The sequence below is a fragment of the Fenollaria massiliensis genome (assembly GCF_023347705.1).
GTDB classification, from domain to species: Bacteria; Bacillota; Clostridia; order Tissierellales; family Peptoniphilaceae; genus Fenollaria; species Fenollaria massiliensis.
The window spans coordinates 1,530,424-1,548,498 of record NZ_CP096649.1; the positions used below are offsets into that span (position 1 = coordinate 1,530,424).

An 18,075-nucleotide genomic window follows, 5' to 3' on the forward strand; every position below is an offset into this window, starting at 1 on the left:
CGAAGTCCCATGGTCGGACTATGATTCGGTGTAATGAAATGTAAGTTTTGTGAATAAATGAAAAAAGATATTTTTCGAAAAATTTATTTAAAAAGTTCATATTTAAATTGTTTATTAAAAAACATTAAATTAAATCAAATTAAATTATAATATAAATGCAAAATGGCTGGAGTGATCCAGCCATTTTACTTATGTTTATCTTATTTATTGACTATTATATTTTTATCCAATATTTTAATCCCATTCCTAGATAGCTCCTCTAAAGCCACCTGTCTCATCAACCGTTCAATTCGCCATTGTTCTCCCGGTATAGTTTTTGTAGCACAGGTGATAATTATTCCATTATTATTAAAATCAGTGATGCCCCAAACGCTGACATTTTCAATAACTGCGTGGTCATCATTAACTTTTTCAAGTGCCTTTGTCAAGATGTCCATAGCCATTTGCGCGTCGGCATCGTAGGCTATAGGCACGGTGATTAGCGCTCTTTGAATATTTTTGTTCCTGTTAGTCACGACTCTTATCTCGCCGTTTGGAATTACGTGCAGTTCACCGTTATAATCACGGATTGTTGTCGTACGAAGGCCGATTTTCTCGACATTTCCGGTCTTGCCAGCGACTGTGATGTCGTCGCCGATAACGAAGCTATCTTCAAGCATTAGAAAAATTCCGCTGATAATGTCCTCTACAAGACTTTTCGCGCCGAAGGAGATCGCGACACCGCCTATCCCAGCAGTTGTCACTATCGCAGAGGTATTTACCCCGAAAATTCTTAGTGCTGACAAAAACCATGTGAATATGATTATGATTGTCGCGAAGCTCTTCAAAACGCTTAGAACCGTCTTAAGCCTCTTCGCGTCAATGGTTCTAAGCTTATCGTATTTTTTCCTTGCAAGCCTCGATATGACTATGCCAATAACTTTCACAACCAAGATGGCTATGATGAAGTAAAGAAGCACAAGTGCGACTTTTCCTAAAATGTTTAGTGCTCCCGCCTCATTCGTAAAATATATTTTTAATTTCTCTAGCATCCTTTCCTCCTAATCTTCGCTTAAAAATTTGCACATGGCGTCCATCGCCCTCAAATCCATGAGCATGCCCATGTGTGTGCTTTTTATTTTTTGAAATTTTTCTCTAATTTCTTCTGGCATCTGATTAAGCCTTTGACCCATGCACGCTGAAAACATTGGCACTAAGCCATCGCCCTCTTTTGTCACCATCTCTTTGATTATGGTCTCATTCGCATCATCCACGCTGTAGTAGCCCGAAACCTGTGTGTCTATGCCCTCTCCAACTATAAACATGGTTCTAGGCCTATACAATAGATTGATGGGCTCAGAAAAACTTCTGTGGCGCCTATAATTTTTTGCTTTTTTCAAAAAACGCACGAAGCGATTCGCACCAAGATAGCTTTTCATGCGGCTTTGAATTTCGCGTGGCTCAAAATCTTCAGAGGCACCTGCCTCATGAAGTTTTTCTAGAAGTTCATCGTAGTCCTTATATTTTTTGGATATAATTTTTTCAAAATTTTCTTTATTTAGAATTTTTTGATAAGGGTAGGCGCAAAGCATCTTTGCCGTTGGATATAGCTCTACAAGCCCGTCATAGCCTTGAACAACTTCCTTTTCTATGCCGAATAAATTTTCCAAAATGACATCTTTTATCCCACCAAAAATATTTCCGCTCGCCATTTGGTTGTAAGCGTGAGGCGCGCCCTCATAAGGCGTGCAAAGCGAAATGAATTTGTCGACGCGTCCGCCATGTTCACGGATATAGTGCGCTGCAACAAGGCCTCCCATGCTGTGAGCAACTATGTCGACCTTGCCTTTTTTGCGAATGGCCTTGATAAAGGCGTCAAGCTTTTTCATCGTCAAAGTGTTGGATTTACGCCAATCGTATGAAAATTGATAGATGGGCCTATCCGGAAACTTGATGAGAAGCGCATTTAGAAGAACCGCGTTCGCAGCGCCCGGTCCTACGTGCCTGTCAAAAACCTTTAAGCCTCTGAAGTCGCCCTCTTGCAGTCCGTATGCATCGTTCGTGATTTTGAGATCCTCGTTAAGCTCATCTGCATCGTAGCCTTGTGGCAGCCATAGCCTTTTTGCGTACTTTTCATTACCGCTAGATATCATCCCAGTTTTGCGCTCAATATCACTTAGATATTTTTCGTCAATGGTAAAGAGTTCGCTCCCAGAAATCCCTGGAATGAAGATGATGGGCTTGGCGTCGGGCAATTTAGTTTTTTCTTTAGCAATAATATTTTTATTATTTTGACTAATTTTGTCAATTTTGAAAATCTTGTCAATTTTGCTTTTTTTGTCATGATTTTTCTTCTTATTATTAGCTTTGCTATTGGTCTCGCCTTTAAAAATCTTTTCTATTCTTATAGCTTTGTCATGATTTTTCTTATTATTAGCCTTGCTAGCAAAAATATTTTTCTTTTTCTTTTTATTATTATTTTTATCAGAAAGAATTTCATTTATTTTAAATAAATCAAACATATTGTACACCCCTTGTATAAATAAATTATATCATATATCGGTATGGATTTGTTATGATAATATATGTATTTTGGGTAAAAATAATTTACAGGAGGTAATTATAATGAAAATTGTAGAAAAGCTTGACGATGGTTTTCTTAAAATCCCAAACAATATCATAGACGAAATCGGCTGGAAAACAAATGATGAGTTAAATATACAAATTTGTGCTGATAAACTTGTTTTAGAAAAGAGAAAAAATATAAAAGACCTCTTTGACGGATACGATGGCAAATATAATCCAGAAGAATTTGATTGGGGAGAAGCAGAAGGAAAAGAAATTTTTTAAATAATAAGTATTGGGTAAAATATAATACTAAAGCTTTATTTATAAAAATATTTATTTACAAAAATATTTATTTAAGCAAATTAATTTTGCGAAGAAAATTTTTCGCTACATAATGAGAAAAGTGATTTTCACGAGCGAAGCCTTCGGAATAAATTGAATTAATTTCTTAGCGCAGTGAGCCGACCGTGGGCTCATTTAGTTGAGCGAAGCGAACGGATATGAGACCACAGGTGAGCAAGCTTAGAAATTAACAATTTATGTAGACGTAGCAAGCGAAGGAAAACACTTTTCGATGTGCAAGAAAAACAATTTTCAATTAAAAATTGCGAAATATACTACGATACATAAAGGAGTGATATTATGATAATCGGAATCATTTTAGTAGTTTTAGTACTTATAGTGTTCTATTTCATTTCAACACAAAGAAGTCTAGTAAACCTTGAAGAAAACGTTAACAATGCTTTTGCAAACATTGCCGTAAATTTAAACTCACGTTGGGACGCTCTAAAGGCGCTTGCTAACGCGGTTAAAGCCTACTCAGAACATGAGTACCAAACTCTTCTTGACATCATTGACAAGAGAAATGCTGTGAAAAATGCAAATGATGTAAAGGAAGGCGAGGCTCTACTTGGAAGCGCTCTATCGAGGATAAACGCTGTTGCTGAGAGCTATCCAGAGCTAAAAGCCTCTGAGCTTTACACAAAAACTATGGACTCGATCAATGACTATGAAAATAAAGTCAGAATCAGCCGTATGGTTTACAACGACTCAGTTACAAAGCTTAACAGAGCTGTGAAAATGTTCCCAACATCCATCGCTGCGTCCATCTTAAACGTTCATCCTAAAGAATATTTGAGCACAGACGAAGCCAAAAAGGACATGCCGGATTTGGAGTTTAGATAATGAAAAAGTTTTTGGCGAGCATATTCGCCGCCATAATCCTAGTATTTTCAATAAATTGCTACGCATCATCAGATGAAATCCACTCCATTGACATAAAAGCTACGCTTATGGACGATGGCTCACTACTAGTCACTGAGGTGTGGAAGGCTAGAGCTGGCTCAGGCACTGAGTTTTTCATACCTAAGAGCCATATGCGTGACATAGTCATCATGGATTTTAAAGTTTCCGATGAGAGCGGCCCATACGAGACCATTGACAATTGGGACGTCGATTGGACTTTTGACGAAAAAGCTCGCAAATGCGGTATACACGGCACTTCGGACGGTGTCGAGCTTTGCTTTGGAAAGAGCGATCTTAATAAAGACAAGACCTATACATTAAATTATAAAATGTACAGAGCTGCCCAAAGTTTTGATGATATGGACGGCTTCAACATTCGATTCGTCAATGACCAGATGAATCCCGCTCCGGAAAAAGTTTCTTTCGAGCTAAGTTTGGAAAATGGTGAGATAAATGAGAATAACGCTCGTGTTTGGGGCTTCGGTTCAGACGCACCAATCGTTTTTGAGGGCGTCAATGTCGTCGTTCACGAGATTAATGATTTTGGCCCAGAAAATCATCTAACAGTTTTGTTCGGTCTTAATAAAGATATAATTCATCCAATTAGTAAGGGTAGTGGCACTTTTGAAGATTTGAAAAACACTGCACTTGAAGGCTCTGACTATAATAATCGTGAAGAAGATATTGAAGAAGAAAATAATTATGATAATAATGAAGACAATTACTATTATCCAGAATATAATGGCAATTTCGTCACAAGATTTATTGGCACCGCTAACCCAATTGTCATACCGATAATTTTTATTTTTATTGCGTCAATCTTTTCCATGATTATGTCGGGAATTAAAAAATCCATGATAAATTCTGAAAATAGACTACCGAGAGACGTAAACTATTGGCGAGATTTGCCGATGAATGGAAATATTTTGCTTAACAGCGGCATTTATTCGGTGAATGAAAACTTTTCTGTGACAAATGTGGTCGCCGCATATTTTCTAAAATGGATTAAGGATGGAAATTTAGAGCTTGTCAAGGAAAAATTTACTAAGGGACTGATTTTCAAAAAGGACGTAATTGAAGACTGCTTTAAAATTATTAGAGCGCCCGAGGGTGATGATGTGATGGAAGAGTGGCTATATAAGCTGATTACAAGTGCATCAGGTGATGACCTCGTGCTTAGAAACGATGAGCTAACGAAGGCTTTTAGCCGCGGCGATCTTGCGGAAAGGTTCGTTAAAAGCTACAAGGAAAATGCGTTTTATGCAGCTGAAAAATCTAAGCTAATGTATAAGAAGCCGGGATTTTTATTCTTAAGCTACGATGTTTTCACTGAGCAAGGTCGGAGCGAAGCCATTAAACAAAAAGGATTTATAAAGTTTTTGAAGGATTTTACTTTGATTAACGAGCGTGAAGCGGTAGAAGTCGCACTTTGGGACGAATATTTGGTGCTTGCGGCTCTGTTTGGACTTGGAGAAAAAGTTTTGGAAAAGTTTAAAAGCCTTGATCCAAGCTACACATACGCTGGATATACAGGCCTTGACCCAGTTATTTTGTATCACGTTGTAAATAATGTCGGCACATCAGTGAACCACGCCTACCAAAGCAGTCGCTCATCATCAGCCTCACATGGAGGAGGCGGAGGGATGTCGCATGGAGGAGGCGGGGGATTTTCTGCCGGTGGATCTGGCGGAGGAGGCAGGTAATTTCTTGCCTAATTTGCGGCTTTTGCTAGTTTCGAATTGTTTTGTCGCTACGGAGTGCGTTTAGCACACCTCACTCCAAAAAATTCTGTACAACGCAAAATCCATCAAATTATTTCAAGAACTTACAGTTTTGGATGAATTATTTTTAATAGCTGCTTTATTTATTTCAAATCCACTTCGTCTTATTCATCATAGCGTAAAGGTTCTTGTCCGTTAGGATAAGGTTCTTCTTTTTCCAGCAAAAGTGTGTATAAATAAAGTTTGATCAGGCTCATTGCTCTACAAACTCTGGTAGAGGCAGACCACTCCGAAAAATCTGTTTGTTCTGGCTCATTGCTCACGTACCATTCGTACGTAGTCGGTCGGTCGTTCGCTGTACTTCGCCTTATTCATCGTAGCGTAAAGGTTCACGTCCATTTATGGACGGGGTTCTTCCTTATTTCAAGAACTTACGGTTGTGGATAAATTATTTTTAAAGATATTTTAGATATTTAAATCCACTTCGTCCAATTGTCGCATTTTTTCGACAAACTTTAGTTGCGGTTCTGGCGGCGGCAGTTGTGAATAAATATATTATTCTAGACATAAACAAGGACAGAGATTTTATTTCTCTGTCCTTCTTCTTTTATCTATGATTTAATTCTTCGTTTATTTTTATATTTTGATCGCCATTGTACATCGAAAAGATAGTTCCACGCAGCTTAGTTCAACAAATTTGCAGAGCAAAGAAGAACCTCACCCATTTACAAAGCTTCGCTTTGAATGGGTCCCGAGAACCTTGGTGCAAGACACTTGAGCTGGATTGGACGATGCGGAGTCTTGATATAACTCTACAAATTAACTCAAAACCTTAGTTCGCAGAGAAGTTGAGATGATTTTGCGTTGTACAGAATTTTTTGGAGCGAGGTGTGCTAAACGCACTCCGCAGCGACAAAATAATTCGAAACTAGCAAAAGGGCTCAACTTAATGCGAAATTAAGTCATATACTCCTCAATAGAGCTACGTATCGATGCCGCTACTATCAGCGCTATATAATTTGCGATCTTCTCGTGGTCAATGTGCTTTCTCGAGTAAAAGTAGTCGATAATCATGTTGGCGATGGCGCCCGCATACATCTTGCACAGAAAGTCCTTGAAGTCTGGGTCCAGGGCTATATCCATATCTTCTTCTGTCGTTTCAATCACTTTTAGCACTACCTCGTAGAAATCGTCGTAGAAGAAGTCCTTGAGCCCTTCTCTACCGATCGAGTCGTAGGCGCAATTAAGTATGTCCTGATTGTTATCTATGTAGTCCATGACGAAGAGTATCGCCTCTTTGTGGTCCTTCTTTACGTCGAAGTTCTTCACGACGTGAACCGCCTCCTCCTCGAGCATCCACTTGAAGAGCTCTTCGATGCCGATGAAGTGGTAGTAGAAGGTCTTTCTGTTGACGTCGCAGTCCTTAACTATATCTGAGATTGTGATTTTGCTTAGGCTTTTCTTTTTCATTAGCTTTTTTAATGACTCTGCCAATTTTTTCTTAGTCATAGTCGAAATTTCTTCGTTTTTCATTGTATCACCACTTATATTATACCCGATTTATAAAAATAGCTGCACTTTTAATACATATTTGACCATCAAGTATAATAATTTTGTCCCATTTCACACAAGAACGTGTAAATTGACCAGTTTAACTTAGCTCATATCTGGCTATAATATGTACTAGATTAAAGAAAGGGGATAATTTTGTGAAAAAGATTTTTGCAAAGCTTATTGAAAAGCCTAAGTTAATAGTATCGATCTTTGTGATTTTACTAGTCTTTTCAATAGTTTCGTACCCGAAGATTCGGGTTAACTACAAGATTAATGACTACTTGCCAGAAAAGAGCGACTCGTCTGTCGCCATTGACAAGATGAAGGAAGAGTTTGATGAGGACATCTTTAACGTGCGCGTCATGCTTCCAAAGAAGGATGTCAGCGAGGTTTTGGATACTATCAGCGCCATCAAAATGGTGGATGGCGTCAAAACCGTCAGCTGGCTAAGTGATTTCGAAGATGTGATGAAGCCCATGGATTTCATGGATCAAAAGCATCTAGATAGCTACTACAAGGACGGCTCTGCGCTTATAAACATTGCCGTGGATGAAGACAAGGCGATAGCCTCGACTGAGGCAATCAGAGAGATTATAGGTGAAGAGGCGGCCATGACTGGCTCTGCTGTGAACACTGCCATCGCTACGACTAACTCGGTTAATGAAATCATCATCGTAACCATCATCGGTGTGCTATTTACAATACTTATACTGATTTTAACGACTGATGCGTGGATCGAGCCTGTCATAATCATGCTTTCACTAGCGACTGCCATACTTATAAATGCGGGCACGAACATCATCTTCGGAGAGATTTCATTCGTGACAAACGCCGCGGGCAACATACTTCTACTCGCCGTGTCCATGGACTACACTGTCTTTGTGATGCACAGGTTTAAAGAGGAAAAGCTCAAGACGAATGACAAGAAAGAGGCAATGATTGAGGCGCTTGATATGTCGTTCTCGTCGATACTTTCGTCGGCTCTGACTACCATCATCGGTTTCTTGGCCCTTGTCTTTATGCAATTTAAGATAGGTCCAGACCTTGGTCTAGCGCTTGCAAAGGGCGTATTCATCTCGCTTCTAACTGTATTTACGCTTGCACCCATCATTATTTTGCACTTTGATAAGTACATCGACAAGACTAGCCACAAACGCTTCATTCCAAGCTTTGACGGCTTCGCCCATCACGTTTTTAAACACAAGAGTGCCTACATCGTGGTCTTCTTGCTACTTATCGTGCCAAGCTTTTTAGCGGCTAGCAAAAACTCATACTACTTCGGTACTTCACACATCTTTGGCCCAGATACTAAGCTCGGCCAGGACAACATCGCCATCGAGGAAAAGTTCGGCGCTGAAGATAATTACGCGATCTTGGTGCCTCTTGGAAGCTTAGAAAAGGAAAGGCATCTTTCTGACGATTTGAGGTCCATGAGCAAGGTCAAGAGCGTTATCTCTTATGTGGATATGGTTGGAGAGACGATACCGACTAGCTTTTTGGACGAGAGCGACCTAAAAAAGCTAAACTCCAATAATTACACTAGGATGATAGTTTCGGTCGACGCGGACTTCGAAGGCGAAGATACTTACAAGCTCATAGACGATATTAAGGACGCAATAAGTAAGTACTACGGCGAATACTACCTACTTGGCGAAGGCGTATCGACTTATGACCTTAAAAACACTGTAACAGCGGACATGACTACCGTTAATATCATAGCCATCGCCGCCGTATTTATAGTTTTATTGCTTACAGAAAAGTCCTTAAGCCTACCTATACTCTTGGTCGCAGCCATCGAGACAGCGATATATATAAACATGTCAGTGCCTTACTACCGCTCATCGAGCGTCTTCTACATCGCCTACCTGATCATTTCATCGATACAGCTTGGGGCGACAGTCGATTACGCGATACTTTTGAGCGAGAGATACCTTGAAGAGAGAAAGTCCTTGAACAAGGCAGATGCAGCCATTAACACAGTGTCAATGACGGCCGTTTCGATACTGACATCAGCTACCGCGATGATAGTTGTCGGCATCTTGCTAGGAAAGTTCTCAACTCACGGTCTGATCTCGCAGCTTGGCTACCTGCTTGCGATAGGAACGACAGCTTCACTAGTCATAGTGCTCTTCGTTTTGCCTGGCCTACTATATAGTCTCGACGGACTTATTCAAAAAACTACGAAAAACACAGAATTTGTTAATTAAGAAAGGTGATATTATGGATAAAAAGAAAAGATTATTCGCGGGCGTTTTGTGCCTAATAATGATATTTATGGCTACGGCGCCCATCTTAGCAGCGAGTGATAATGCGAAGGAAGAGGTTGTCTACGCTAGTTTAGGAAGCGATGGCGAGGTCAATAGCCTTAGCATTGTGAATATTTTTAGCAAGGGCGCTAAGGAAGACTACGGCTCTTACACTAAGGTCAAGGCCTTAAACTCAGAAGCCGATGTCAAGATGAGCGCAGATAAAATCACATTTACAAGCGATAAAGATAGGTTCTACTACCAAGGCGACATGGACGACAAGACTCTTCCTTGGCTAATTAGCGTAAAATATTACATCGATGGCAAAGAGATGAGCACAAAAGAAATTAAGGGCAAGTCTGGCGAGGCCGAGATCAAACTTAGCATCAAGGAAAACCCTGCCATGGACAAGGAGTTCTTTGAAAAATACACACTTGAAGTCTCGACTAAGCTCGACACAAAGAAGTTTAAGAACATATCTTCAGACAAGGCCTCTCTTGCAAATGAAGGCGAGATGAAGCTTATAAACTTTATCGTCCTTCCAAACACAGGGCTTGAAGCAAGCATAAACGCTGATGTAGAGGACTTTTCATTCGAAGGCTTCTCCATCAATTGTCTTGATTTAAAGCTAAACATCGACCTTGAAAGCCTTGGACTTGAGGAAAAAGCAGACGATTTGAAGAGCGCGAGCCAAAAACTTAAGGACGCGAGCTACAAAATCAATAAAAATACAAAACCCCTTGCCAATGGCGCAAGAGATATAAAGGCTTCATATGATAAGCTTGAGGGCGCAAACAGAGCCTACATCGAGAAGAGCGTAGAAGTTTTTGATGGCGTAGCAAAACTTGATGCTGGGCTTGAAGCCATTGACGCGAAGTCAGATGAATTAAAGGCAGCTTCAAAGAGCGTGGAAGATGGTCTTGAGAAGATCGCTTTACTTGCGCAAAATGACAAGAATATGGCCGCAGCCATTGCCATGATAAAAGAATCATACAAGGCCTTTGACGCGGGACTTAATGAGTACGTAGGCGGAGTGAGTGCCGCGGCTAAGTCAAGCAAAATGCTAAATGCAGGCGCAACAGCCATGAGCGCAAAAGCAAGTGAGCTAATAAGCGCAAACTCTAGTATGACTAAGGGCATGGCGAGCTTCACGAGGAACCTCTCAGACTACCTAGTCGCTAGTGACAAGATTACAACAGGCTTTACGAAGCTATATGAAGAGATAAAGAGCGAAGAAAATAAAGTTAAGGACAAATTCGTGAAAAATGACAGCGCTAGCACTTATGTGAAATCATTCGCTTCAGAGAAAAATGAAAACGTTAGATCCGTGCAATTCGTGCTAAAAACAGAAAAAATAGAAGAAGAAGTCAAAGAAGAAGTCCACGAAAAGAAAGTAGACGAAAAGAAAAACGTCTTTAAAAAGTTTACAGAACTCTTTAGTAAATAAATTTAATTTATATATACATGAAGGCAAGTCCTTCCATATAAACCTCTCAAAAACAAAGGATAGAGAAAAGTAAAATCTCTATCCTTTATTTTTTGTATTGACTTATATAATTCTTTCACTTGCACATCAAAAAATAGTTCCACCAGGTTAGTCTCATTAATAATGGATACACAATAAAAGTGTATCCATTGAAATATTTTATAAATTTTTACCACGTGTCAATTAATTATTCAATACTATATATCTCTTCGCTCGAGCTTAGTTTGAAGAGAGAGTCGATGGATGGGACGAAGTTTAGAATAAGCCCCGACGCAGTCGTACGTACGGGGTGCGTCGAAGAGGCGGCTTATTCGTAACGAGTTCCAGGCGCGACTCTAATTCGAAATAAGCTTTGCGTTCTTAATCACAGCTAGCGGGAACGGAATTTCTTCACTATTAAAAACTGTCAATTCTCCCTCTACTGTGATGATTTCTTGTGGTTTTGGATATTTTTGATTTTTATCTTTTAATATATATTGAAGACCTTGTTGGCAGCAGGCTTGGCGGTCGTTGATGACGATGTAGTGATCCATGCCGGATGTGTCTGTGGTCTCTAGATCTACGGCGACGCCTTGTAGCTTGATCTTGACTCCTTCGAAGCTTTTTGGATCTTCAGCTATCATGGCGACGATGACGTAGTTCATATCTAGGTCATTGCCTGTTAAATCATAGTATTGGCCGCTTTCGTTTGTGATTTCGTTTTTCTCAGCACCATCATTTGTATCTGGGTTAATATTTTCATCTGAATTTTCATTTGTATCAATATTTTCATCTGAATTAGCATTTTCTTCTGGGTCAATATTTTCGTCTGCATCATCATTTTCAGTATTGGCATCAGCATTATCAGCATTTTTAGCTTTTGAACTTTCTTTCATCTTTTTAACTGTCTCATTCACGGCGCTATTGGGAAGGTATCTATAAACCACTTTTTTGTTTGTGAAAAATGCAAGTATCAAAACCAAAATCAATATGCCGACTATGGCCAAAATTCTCTTTCTTGTTTTATCCACGTTTCATACCTCCAATTATTGACATGATTAAAAATATTACTAGATTCATCACGACGATTGTCGAGCCAACTGGTGTTGCCGCAAGTATCGCAAATATCGCGCCTCCAAGTGCTGATACTAGCGAGATTATGGCTGAGGCGAAGGCAATCTTTCTAAATGAATGAAAAACTTTCATCGCTGAGACTGCTGGGAAAACGATTAGTGCTGCGACTAAAAGTGAGCCCACTAGCCTAATTGCAAGTGTTATCACGACTGCGACGACCATTGACAAAACTGTATTAAGTCTTTCAACCTTGATGCCCGAAGCGTTTGCAAGGTCTTCGTCGAAGACTGTGATGTAAATTTCTTTATAATAATAAATGAAGAAAAGTATCACGAGTATCGATAGTGCCACGGATATGATGACGTCTAGCTTTGTTAATGTAAGTATGGATGTCGAGCCAAAAAGTATTGTGCACACGTCAACTAAGACGTTTGGTCCGACTCTAAATACATTCATAACAAGGTATCCCATAGCTAGCGCTGATACTGAAACCATGGCGATGGCTGCGTCTGAGATGATTTTCTTAGAATTATTTCCTTGTAAAAGTATTAGCGCAAAAAATATTGTTAGTGGTAGTGCTAATACTAATTTTTGTGTGAAGCCGATGGCTGTTGCGATTGATAGGGACGCGAATGCTACGTTTGATAATGAATTTGCGATGTATGAGTAGCGTTTCAAAACGAGTATCACGCCTAAAAATGCCGATGCAAGCGCTATGAGTGAGGCGCATACTAGTGCGTAGCGCACGAATGGGTAGCCTAGGTAGAAGACAAATTTATTGATTAATTCCATTCATTTTGCCTCCTTCCTCGTAAATCACACGTTTTCCTTCAAGCTTAATGACTTTGTTTGCGTATTTAACTGCTCTTTGGCTATCGTGTGAGACCATGATGATGGCTGTGCCACTTTCGTTTATTTTTTCAAGCATTTCGTAAAGGCCATCTTGTGCCTCTGGGTCGAGTCCGGCAAGCGGCTCATCTAGTATAAGTAGCTTTTTTTCTTCTACAAAGCTTCTTGCGAGCAAAACTCTTTGCCTTTGACCACCTGATAAAGAAGAAAATCTTCTGTCTTTTAGATGCGCTATGCCAAATTTTTCTAAACATTCAAGCGCTTTACGCTTTTCTTCTTTTGTGTAGAAAAATCTTTTTTTAATCTTAAAGCCTGATAAAACGAGCTCCATAATCGAAGTTGGAAAATCGGCTGCTATTGAAAGTATCTGTGGTAGATAGGCGATTTCGTCTTTTGAAATGCCCTCCATAATTATCTCTCCAGATATTTTTTTATTTAAGCCTAAGATGGTTTTGATTAAACTAGACTTTCCCGAACCGTTTTCGCCCAAGATGACTATGTAGTCACAATCATTTAATTCTAGGTTTATAAAATCACTTAGGACTTGACCTTTATAGCCAAATCCTAAGTCCTTTAATATTAATTTCATTAGTTTAGAGCCTTCTTTAAAGCGTCTAAGTTCATTTGCATATAGTCAATGTATGACTTGCCGTCCTTTGAGCTAACATTTTCCATAGATGTCATCTCAAGTATATCTTGGTCTTTTGTCTTTGTAGAATTTTTTACTGTGTCGGCGATTTTGCCGTCTGAACCCATTAACTTAATTATGTGTTTTAAACCAAGTTCGTCAAGTTTTTGTGCTAAGAAGCTGATAGTTTCAAAGCTTGCTTCGCTTTCAGCTGAGCAGCCAACAAAGGCAGCGAAATAATCAAGGTCAAGGTCACTTACTAAGTAACGGAATGGGAATCTGTCTGCAACTAAGATAGTATCAACTTTTGCAGTTTTTCTTGCTTCGTCAAACTCATTTTGAAGAGCATCAAGTTTTGCTGCGTATGCTTCGTAATTTTTCTTAAATGTTTCAGCGTTTTTCGCATCGATTTCGCAAAGAGCGTCAGCAATTGCCTTTGAAATAGTCTTCGCATTCTTTACAGATAGCCAAACGTGTTCATCATATTCTACTTCTTCGTGCTCATGATCATGGTCGTGGTCGTGGTCGTCGTGATCAGCATGTTCGTGGTCATGATCATCATGGTCATGGTCGTGGTCGTCGTGATCAGCATGTTCGTGGTCATGATCATCATGATCGTGGTCATGATCGTGTTCCATACCTTCTTTTACTTCTTCTTCCTTAACAGTGTCTCCTAAAATTTCAAGCATGTTAAGAACTTTTGCGTTAGGCGCTTGTTTTGCTGCGTCTGGAGCCCATTCATCAGATTCGCCACCAACATATAAGAAAAGATTTGATTTAGCAATCTCTTCTATGTCTTGAGCAGATGGCTCGTAATTGTGAAGGCTAACACCATTGTCTGTAAGGTTAAGTACCTCAACATCAGTTCCTTCAGTGATATTTTTTACCCAATCATAAGCTGGGAATATGTTAGTAACTACTTTTACAGCTCCGTCCTTTTGTATGCTGTCAGCTTCACTTGCTGGGATTGACTCAGTAGCTGGTTCTTCTGCCTTTTCAGGCGCTTTATTTGAATTGCAAGCAACTAGCAAAACGACTGCTAGTAGGCAAGCTAAAAATTTATTTATATTCTTCATTTTATCTCCTTTATATTTATATATTTATATTTTTGTATATTTTGTATATTTTACCGATATTAAATTTTGCCGTCATTATATTTGGGGGTCAATCTCTAATCGTTCATGCGCACCATAAGATCGACAGGTGTCTTCACCTTCGCCATAGTCATGGCAATGTTTGTGAGCCTTATCGATACTAGCACCCAAAGTATTATAAGTACAGCCGCATTTGAATGATGCAAAGACCTTTGAAGGTCCGAGACCATGTCCATAAAGCGGCAAATCGGGCAAGCAGAACGCTTGCAGATGTGGAAGGCGCTTGTAGCCGCGACGAAAAAGCCTAGTAGCGACATTGCGACTAAGATGATACAAAGTATAGAAAGTAGTATTTTGATACGCTTTGGCATTTTGCCCCTCCTTTTTTACACGCCTTATTATATAGCAAGGCCCGAAGAATGTCAAGATTTAGCGGGTTATATGAATTAAAATATATATGTAAAAGCGTTTATATTTGCTATTTTACGTCTAAATTGCGTCTAGAACTTGTTCCCTCCGCGAGCTCCCTCAACGTACGTATTTGTACGATGTCAGTCGCTCGCTTCAGTCCACTGCGTCCTATACATCAATTTATCCTGTAAACTAGCTGTTCGGTGTATTAATTTAAGATCTTTTACTTTTTTTATATATTTATCTAAGAAATTTATTTGCTGTGGTTCATTGACAAGAGTAATAATTTGATAAAATTATAAATAGGCAAAAAATATAGGATAGAGATTTTATTTTCTCTATCCTATATTTTTTATTTGTCTTAAATTATTTAACGTCTTTAATATCTTTGATTAATAACCAGTCTTCTTCTAATCTCTTCATCATATCTTCTTTATATCTTCTTACATATTCATGAGTGTTAGTCGCTTCAACCATATCATTATATCCCCAGAATGTTTCATCAAGGTCGATAAATCTCTTTAGCATCAAGGCGTTTTTGCATTTTAGTAATGATAAATTATCAAAATTTCTTTCGAATATTTTGTTTAGTATAACTGCTGCTTCGGCTCTTGTTATGTCAAAATCTGGTCTGAATAGTCCGTCTGGGTAGCCTGCGATTCTTTTTGCTTGATACTCTGAGCCTATGGCTCTTTCTGCCCAATGTCCTTTCACATCTACGAATGGTGCTGTGCCATAAGGCTTGTTGTCTATTGTAGATATCATTTGTGTAAATTCTGCTCTAGTTATAGGCGCGTTTGGTCTAAAGCGTCCATCTGGGTAGCCCTTCATTATGCCTCTTGCTACAACTGCGTTGATGGCTTTGTTGTACCAAGCGCTTTTTGTGTCTTTGAAGTTTGGTTTTGCTGATGAGCCGATAGCTTCGATATTTAGTAGTCTTGCTAGCATTGCTGCTGCTTCTGCTCTTGTGATATTGCCGTTTGGTCTAACTGTTCCGTTTGGATAACCAAAGATGTAGGCTTTGTGATCTTCGCCTCTAATTTCTTCTGGTTCTTCATGTTTTTCTATTTCTGCTTTTTTCCAAATTGCATATAGAATTATGTCTGAATATATTCTATCTTCTGGCTTAACTTCTTCTAGATGTTTTTTGTCGTAGCTCCAGCCTTTGAAGATATATCCTCTTCTTCTTGGGATGTATAGATATGGAGTGATTAGTTCGCCTTCTTCTACTTCATGGTCTGTAATTTTGCCGCCGCGATAATTTTCGTCTAGTGTAAGTATAAGATGAGCTTTTTCCCATTGTGCAAATAGATACAAATTGCCTATATGCTTATAATTTTGATCTACTTTATACCATTTACCAGATCCGTCAGGCTCTGTGTTCCAGCCTAAAAATCTTCTAGAGTTTGAAATCTTTGTATCTTTTAATGATTTAATTGTTAACGTATATGATATAACAAAACTGCGATCATATTCAGTATCTCTGCTTTCAACAAACAAATCCCCGTGACCGCCATTCGGATCATAAGTCACCGTACTTATCTTATTGATATAAGATATATCATAGTTATTTAAAAGGCTTCTAGCATGTTCCCACTCGCCCTTTTCATTTTTAACTACTAATTTACCTTCTAAAGAGAATTTTTTAAATGCTAAATTAGTATAATCTTTATATTCATCAGGCGGGTTGAAAAATCCTAAGCCTGCTTTATTACCACTGAATTCAACATCTTTGTCTATAGTTATATTTTGAAACGGCTTCCAAGTGCTATCTAATTTGCGCATCTCTTCGCTTTTGCCAGTTATATCAAAAAAACCTTCATCAGTATATATAGCTCCACCATACCCAGCTGAGAAATTATTAAGAAGCTTGCTTCCTTTAATGTACAGTTTTCCTTCACCGTGATATATAGCTCCACTTTTGGGAACAATTCTATTATATGGGTCATCATTTAGAAGTTCATCATCAGCTCTGTTATCACAAATGCTTGTGTTAATGATATTTAGTTTGCCTTTTGTTGCAAAGTAAATCGCCCCTGTTACAGCAGATTGATTCTTAGAAATCTCAGAACCTTCTATAGTAAACTCTCCAGACTCAGTATTATCAGAATTTTCTAAATATATTGCACCACATAAGAATTTACCTGTATTACCTGTAATTTTCGAATTATTTATTGTAACTTTTTTAGCGCTAATAATTAGTGCTCCTACATAGTGAGAGCTGTTTCCACTTATATTGACACCATTAAACTCAACCACTTTACTTTTCACAATATAAGCCCCTCCAACATTAATTGCTTTGTTGTTAGTTATGGACCCACCATTCATTATAAATGATTCGCAGCCCTCTGACCAAATTACTCCCACGCCTTCTTCTCCATCATTAGAGTCAAAGTCAGTGTCGCTTATATTCATAGTGCCCTTATCAATATATAAAATTCCAAAGGCTCTGGTCTTGTTACTTATAAACTTTGTATTCTTAATTATAGTACTACAATTATATAAGTACATACTCTTTGCATAGTAACTACCTTCACTACTACCATTGTTTAAAAATCTACACTTATCAATTCGCAAATCTGCAACAGCATCTAGGTTTAAGCCATAACGACTTGCATTTTTAAAAGTGCAGTTACTATAAAACATTTTGTTCTTTTTGTTATTGTTATTATTGTTGTCATTGTTGTCGTTATTGTCGTTATTGTCGTTATTGTCCTTATTATTCTTTACAAAATTATAATGGTTATTTCCGCCAATGCTTCCATCAAATACTAAATCGTAAACATCAAAGTCACAACCATCAACATTAAAAAAGTAGTCCTCGTCACTATTGCTTTTTTTAAGTCCTTTTATAGTATGATTTTTGCCCTTTATAGTTAATTTACCAATACCCTTAACATTGAGAGTTTTTAATTTACCTGTGCCTGCGTCAACTGGTATCTCTAAATCATCATTTAATGTAAGAGTATATGATTTACCCTCTTCAAAATTACTTGTATCATTCATATACGTAATAAGGTCTTCAGCACTTGTAAATATTTTATCTTTTCCACCAGTCCCGCTTAGAACGTATTTTTTTTCTCCCTCTGCAAAGCTCACTTCGCTTAAGATTGATACAGATGAAAGTATCATGACTAAGCATAATAGCATTGCGAATAATTTCTTTTTCATAAATACACTTCCTTTTTTATATTTTTACTTTATTTTGATATATAAATATACCTAATTGTCTACTCTGATT

At 38.5% G+C, this 18,075-nt stretch carries 14 protein-coding genes; 5 read left to right on the forward strand and 9 right to left on the reverse strand.

The window, feature by feature from the left end:
* Window positions 1-200 precede the first annotated feature (200 nt).
* Together M1R53_RS07305 and M1R53_RS07310 are read right to left on the reverse strand one after the other, a co-directional pair.
* On the reverse strand, window positions 201-1,031 hold the full coding sequence (locus M1R53_RS07305) for a mechanosensitive ion channel family protein (RefSeq protein WP_249242558.1): 831 nt from the start codon (window positions 1,029-1,031) through the stop codon (window positions 201-203).
* Between the two features lie 9 nt (window positions 1,032-1,040).
* Window positions 1,041-2,501 (reverse strand): alpha/beta hydrolase, encoded by a 1,461-nt coding sequence (locus M1R53_RS07310; protein WP_249242559.1) that lies wholly within the window; start codon window positions 2,499-2,501, stop codon window positions 1,041-1,043.
* 103 nt (window positions 2,502-2,604) lie between these two features.
* Between M1R53_RS07310 and M1R53_RS07315 the strand changes: the two genes are divergently transcribed.
* The 3 genes from M1R53_RS07315 (at window position 2,605) to M1R53_RS07325 (ending at window position 5,495) form a co-directional block, all read left to right on the forward strand.
* Window positions 2,605-2,829, forward strand: a complete 225-nt coding sequence (locus M1R53_RS07315; protein WP_249242560.1) for an AbrB/MazE/SpoVT family DNA-binding domain-containing protein — start codon at window positions 2,605-2,607, stop codon at window positions 2,827-2,829.
* A gap of 360 nt (window positions 2,830-3,189) precedes the next feature.
* Window positions 3,190-3,732, forward strand: coding sequence for a LemA family protein (locus M1R53_RS07320; RefSeq protein WP_249242561.1), 543 nt, complete (start codon window positions 3,190-3,192; stop codon window positions 3,730-3,732).
* Window positions 3,732-5,495 carry a DUF2207 family protein gene (locus M1R53_RS07325; RefSeq protein ID WP_249242562.1) on the forward strand — a complete coding sequence of 588 codons (1,764 nt, stop codon included), beginning with the start codon at window positions 3,732-3,734 and terminating at the stop codon, window positions 5,493-5,495. The genes M1R53_RS07320 and M1R53_RS07325 overlap by 1 nt, the downstream gene beginning before the upstream one ends.
* Before the next feature lie 975 nt (window positions 5,496-6,470).
* Here M1R53_RS07325 and M1R53_RS07330 read toward each other — a convergent pair.
* The gene (locus M1R53_RS07330; RefSeq protein WP_019214542.1) at window positions 6,471-7,046 is read right to left on the reverse strand and encodes a TetR/AcrR family transcriptional regulator C-terminal domain-containing protein; all 576 of its coding nucleotides are present in this window, start codon (window positions 7,044-7,046) and stop codon (window positions 6,471-6,473) included.
* 176 nt (window positions 7,047-7,222) lie between these two features.
* Here M1R53_RS07330 and M1R53_RS07335 point away from each other — a divergent pair, with 176 nt between their 5' ends.
* Both M1R53_RS07335 and M1R53_RS07340 read left to right on the forward strand, forming a co-directional pair.
* A complete protein-coding gene (locus M1R53_RS07335; protein WP_249242564.1) occupies window positions 7,223-9,274 on the forward strand; it encodes an efflux RND transporter permease subunit in 2,052 nt (683 codons plus the stop codon).
* Window positions 9,275-9,287: 13 nt separating this feature from the next.
* A complete protein-coding gene (locus M1R53_RS07340) occupies window positions 9,288-10,760 on the forward strand; it encodes a hypothetical protein (RefSeq protein ID WP_249242565.1) in 1,473 nt (490 codons plus the stop codon).
* Window positions 10,761-11,134: 374 nt separating this feature from the next.
* On the opposite strand, the gene M1R53_RS07345 is transcribed toward M1R53_RS07340, so the two are convergent.
* From M1R53_RS07345 to M1R53_RS07370, 6 genes are all read right to left on the reverse strand, one after another.
* Complete coding sequence (locus M1R53_RS07345; RefSeq protein WP_249242566.1) at window positions 11,135-11,809, reverse strand: hypothetical protein; 675 nt, start codon at window positions 11,807-11,809, stop codon at window positions 11,135-11,137.
* A complete protein-coding gene (locus tag M1R53_RS07350) occupies window positions 11,802-12,644 on the reverse strand; it encodes a metal ABC transporter permease (protein WP_249242567.1) in 843 nt (280 codons plus the stop codon). The genes M1R53_RS07345 and M1R53_RS07350 overlap by 8 nt, the downstream gene beginning before the upstream one ends.
* On the reverse strand, window positions 12,628-13,290 hold the full coding sequence (locus M1R53_RS07355) for a metal ABC transporter ATP-binding protein (RefSeq protein WP_249242568.1): 663 nt from the start codon (window positions 13,288-13,290) through the stop codon (window positions 12,628-12,630). The genes M1R53_RS07350 and M1R53_RS07355 overlap by 17 nt, the downstream gene beginning before the upstream one ends.
* Window positions 13,290-14,405: a metal ABC transporter substrate-binding protein gene (locus tag M1R53_RS07360; RefSeq protein ID WP_249242569.1), complete on the reverse strand. Its 1,116-nt coding sequence runs from the start codon at window positions 14,403-14,405 to the stop codon at window positions 13,290-13,292. The genes M1R53_RS07355 and M1R53_RS07360 overlap by 1 nt, the downstream gene beginning before the upstream one ends.
* Before the next feature lie 95 nt (window positions 14,406-14,500).
* A complete protein-coding gene (locus tag M1R53_RS07365; protein WP_249242570.1) occupies window positions 14,501-14,794 on the reverse strand; it encodes a hypothetical protein in 294 nt (97 codons plus the stop codon).
* 406 nt (window positions 14,795-15,200) lie between these two features.
* Complete coding sequence (locus tag M1R53_RS07370; protein WP_249242572.1) at window positions 15,201-18,005, reverse strand: S-layer homology domain-containing protein; 2,805 nt, start codon at window positions 18,003-18,005, stop codon at window positions 15,201-15,203.
* Window positions 18,006-18,075: the final 70 nt, after the last annotated feature.

What these genes read in the sequence shown, in the direction of transcription:
- M1R53_RS07305 (WP_249242558.1), bottom strand. Translation starts at nt 1,031, where the DNA reads ATGCTAGAGAAATTAAAAATATATTTTACGAATGAGGCGGGAGCACTA.
- M1R53_RS07310 (WP_249242559.1), bottom strand. Translation starts at nt 2,501, where the DNA reads ATGTTTGATTTATTTAAAATAAATGAAATTCTTTCTGATAAAAATAAT.
- M1R53_RS07315 (WP_249242560.1), top strand. Translation starts at nt 2,605, where the DNA reads ATGAAAATTGTAGAAAAGCTTGACGATGGTTTTCTTAAAATCCCAAAC.
- M1R53_RS07320 (WP_249242561.1), top strand. Translation starts at nt 3,190, where the DNA reads ATGATAATCGGAATCATTTTAGTAGTTTTAGTACTTATAGTGTTCTAT.
- M1R53_RS07325 (WP_249242562.1), top strand. Translation starts at nt 3,732, where the DNA reads ATGAAAAAGTTTTTGGCGAGCATATTCGCCGCCATAATCCTAGTATTT.
- M1R53_RS07330 (WP_019214542.1), bottom strand. Translation starts at nt 7,046, where the DNA reads ATGAAAAACGAAGAAATTTCGACTATGACTAAGAAAAAATTGGCAGAG.
- M1R53_RS07340 (WP_249242565.1), top strand. Translation starts at nt 9,288, where the DNA reads ATGGATAAAAAGAAAAGATTATTCGCGGGCGTTTTGTGCCTAATAATG.
- M1R53_RS07350 (WP_249242567.1), bottom strand. Translation starts at nt 12,644, where the DNA reads ATGGAATTAATCAATAAATTTGTCTTCTACCTAGGCTACCCATTCGTG.
- M1R53_RS07355 (WP_249242568.1), bottom strand. Translation starts at nt 13,290, where the DNA reads ATGAAATTAATATTAAAGGACTTAGGATTTGGCTATAAAGGTCAAGTC.
- M1R53_RS07360 (WP_249242569.1), bottom strand. Translation starts at nt 14,405, where the DNA reads ATGAAGAATATAAATAAATTTTTAGCTTGCCTACTAGCAGTCGTTTTG.
- M1R53_RS07365 (WP_249242570.1), bottom strand. Translation starts at nt 14,794, where the DNA reads ATGCCAAAGCGTATCAAAATACTACTTTCTATACTTTGTATCATCTTA.
- M1R53_RS07370 (WP_249242572.1), bottom strand. Translation starts at nt 18,005, where the DNA reads ATGAAAAAGAAATTATTCGCAATGCTATTATGCTTAGTCATGATACTT.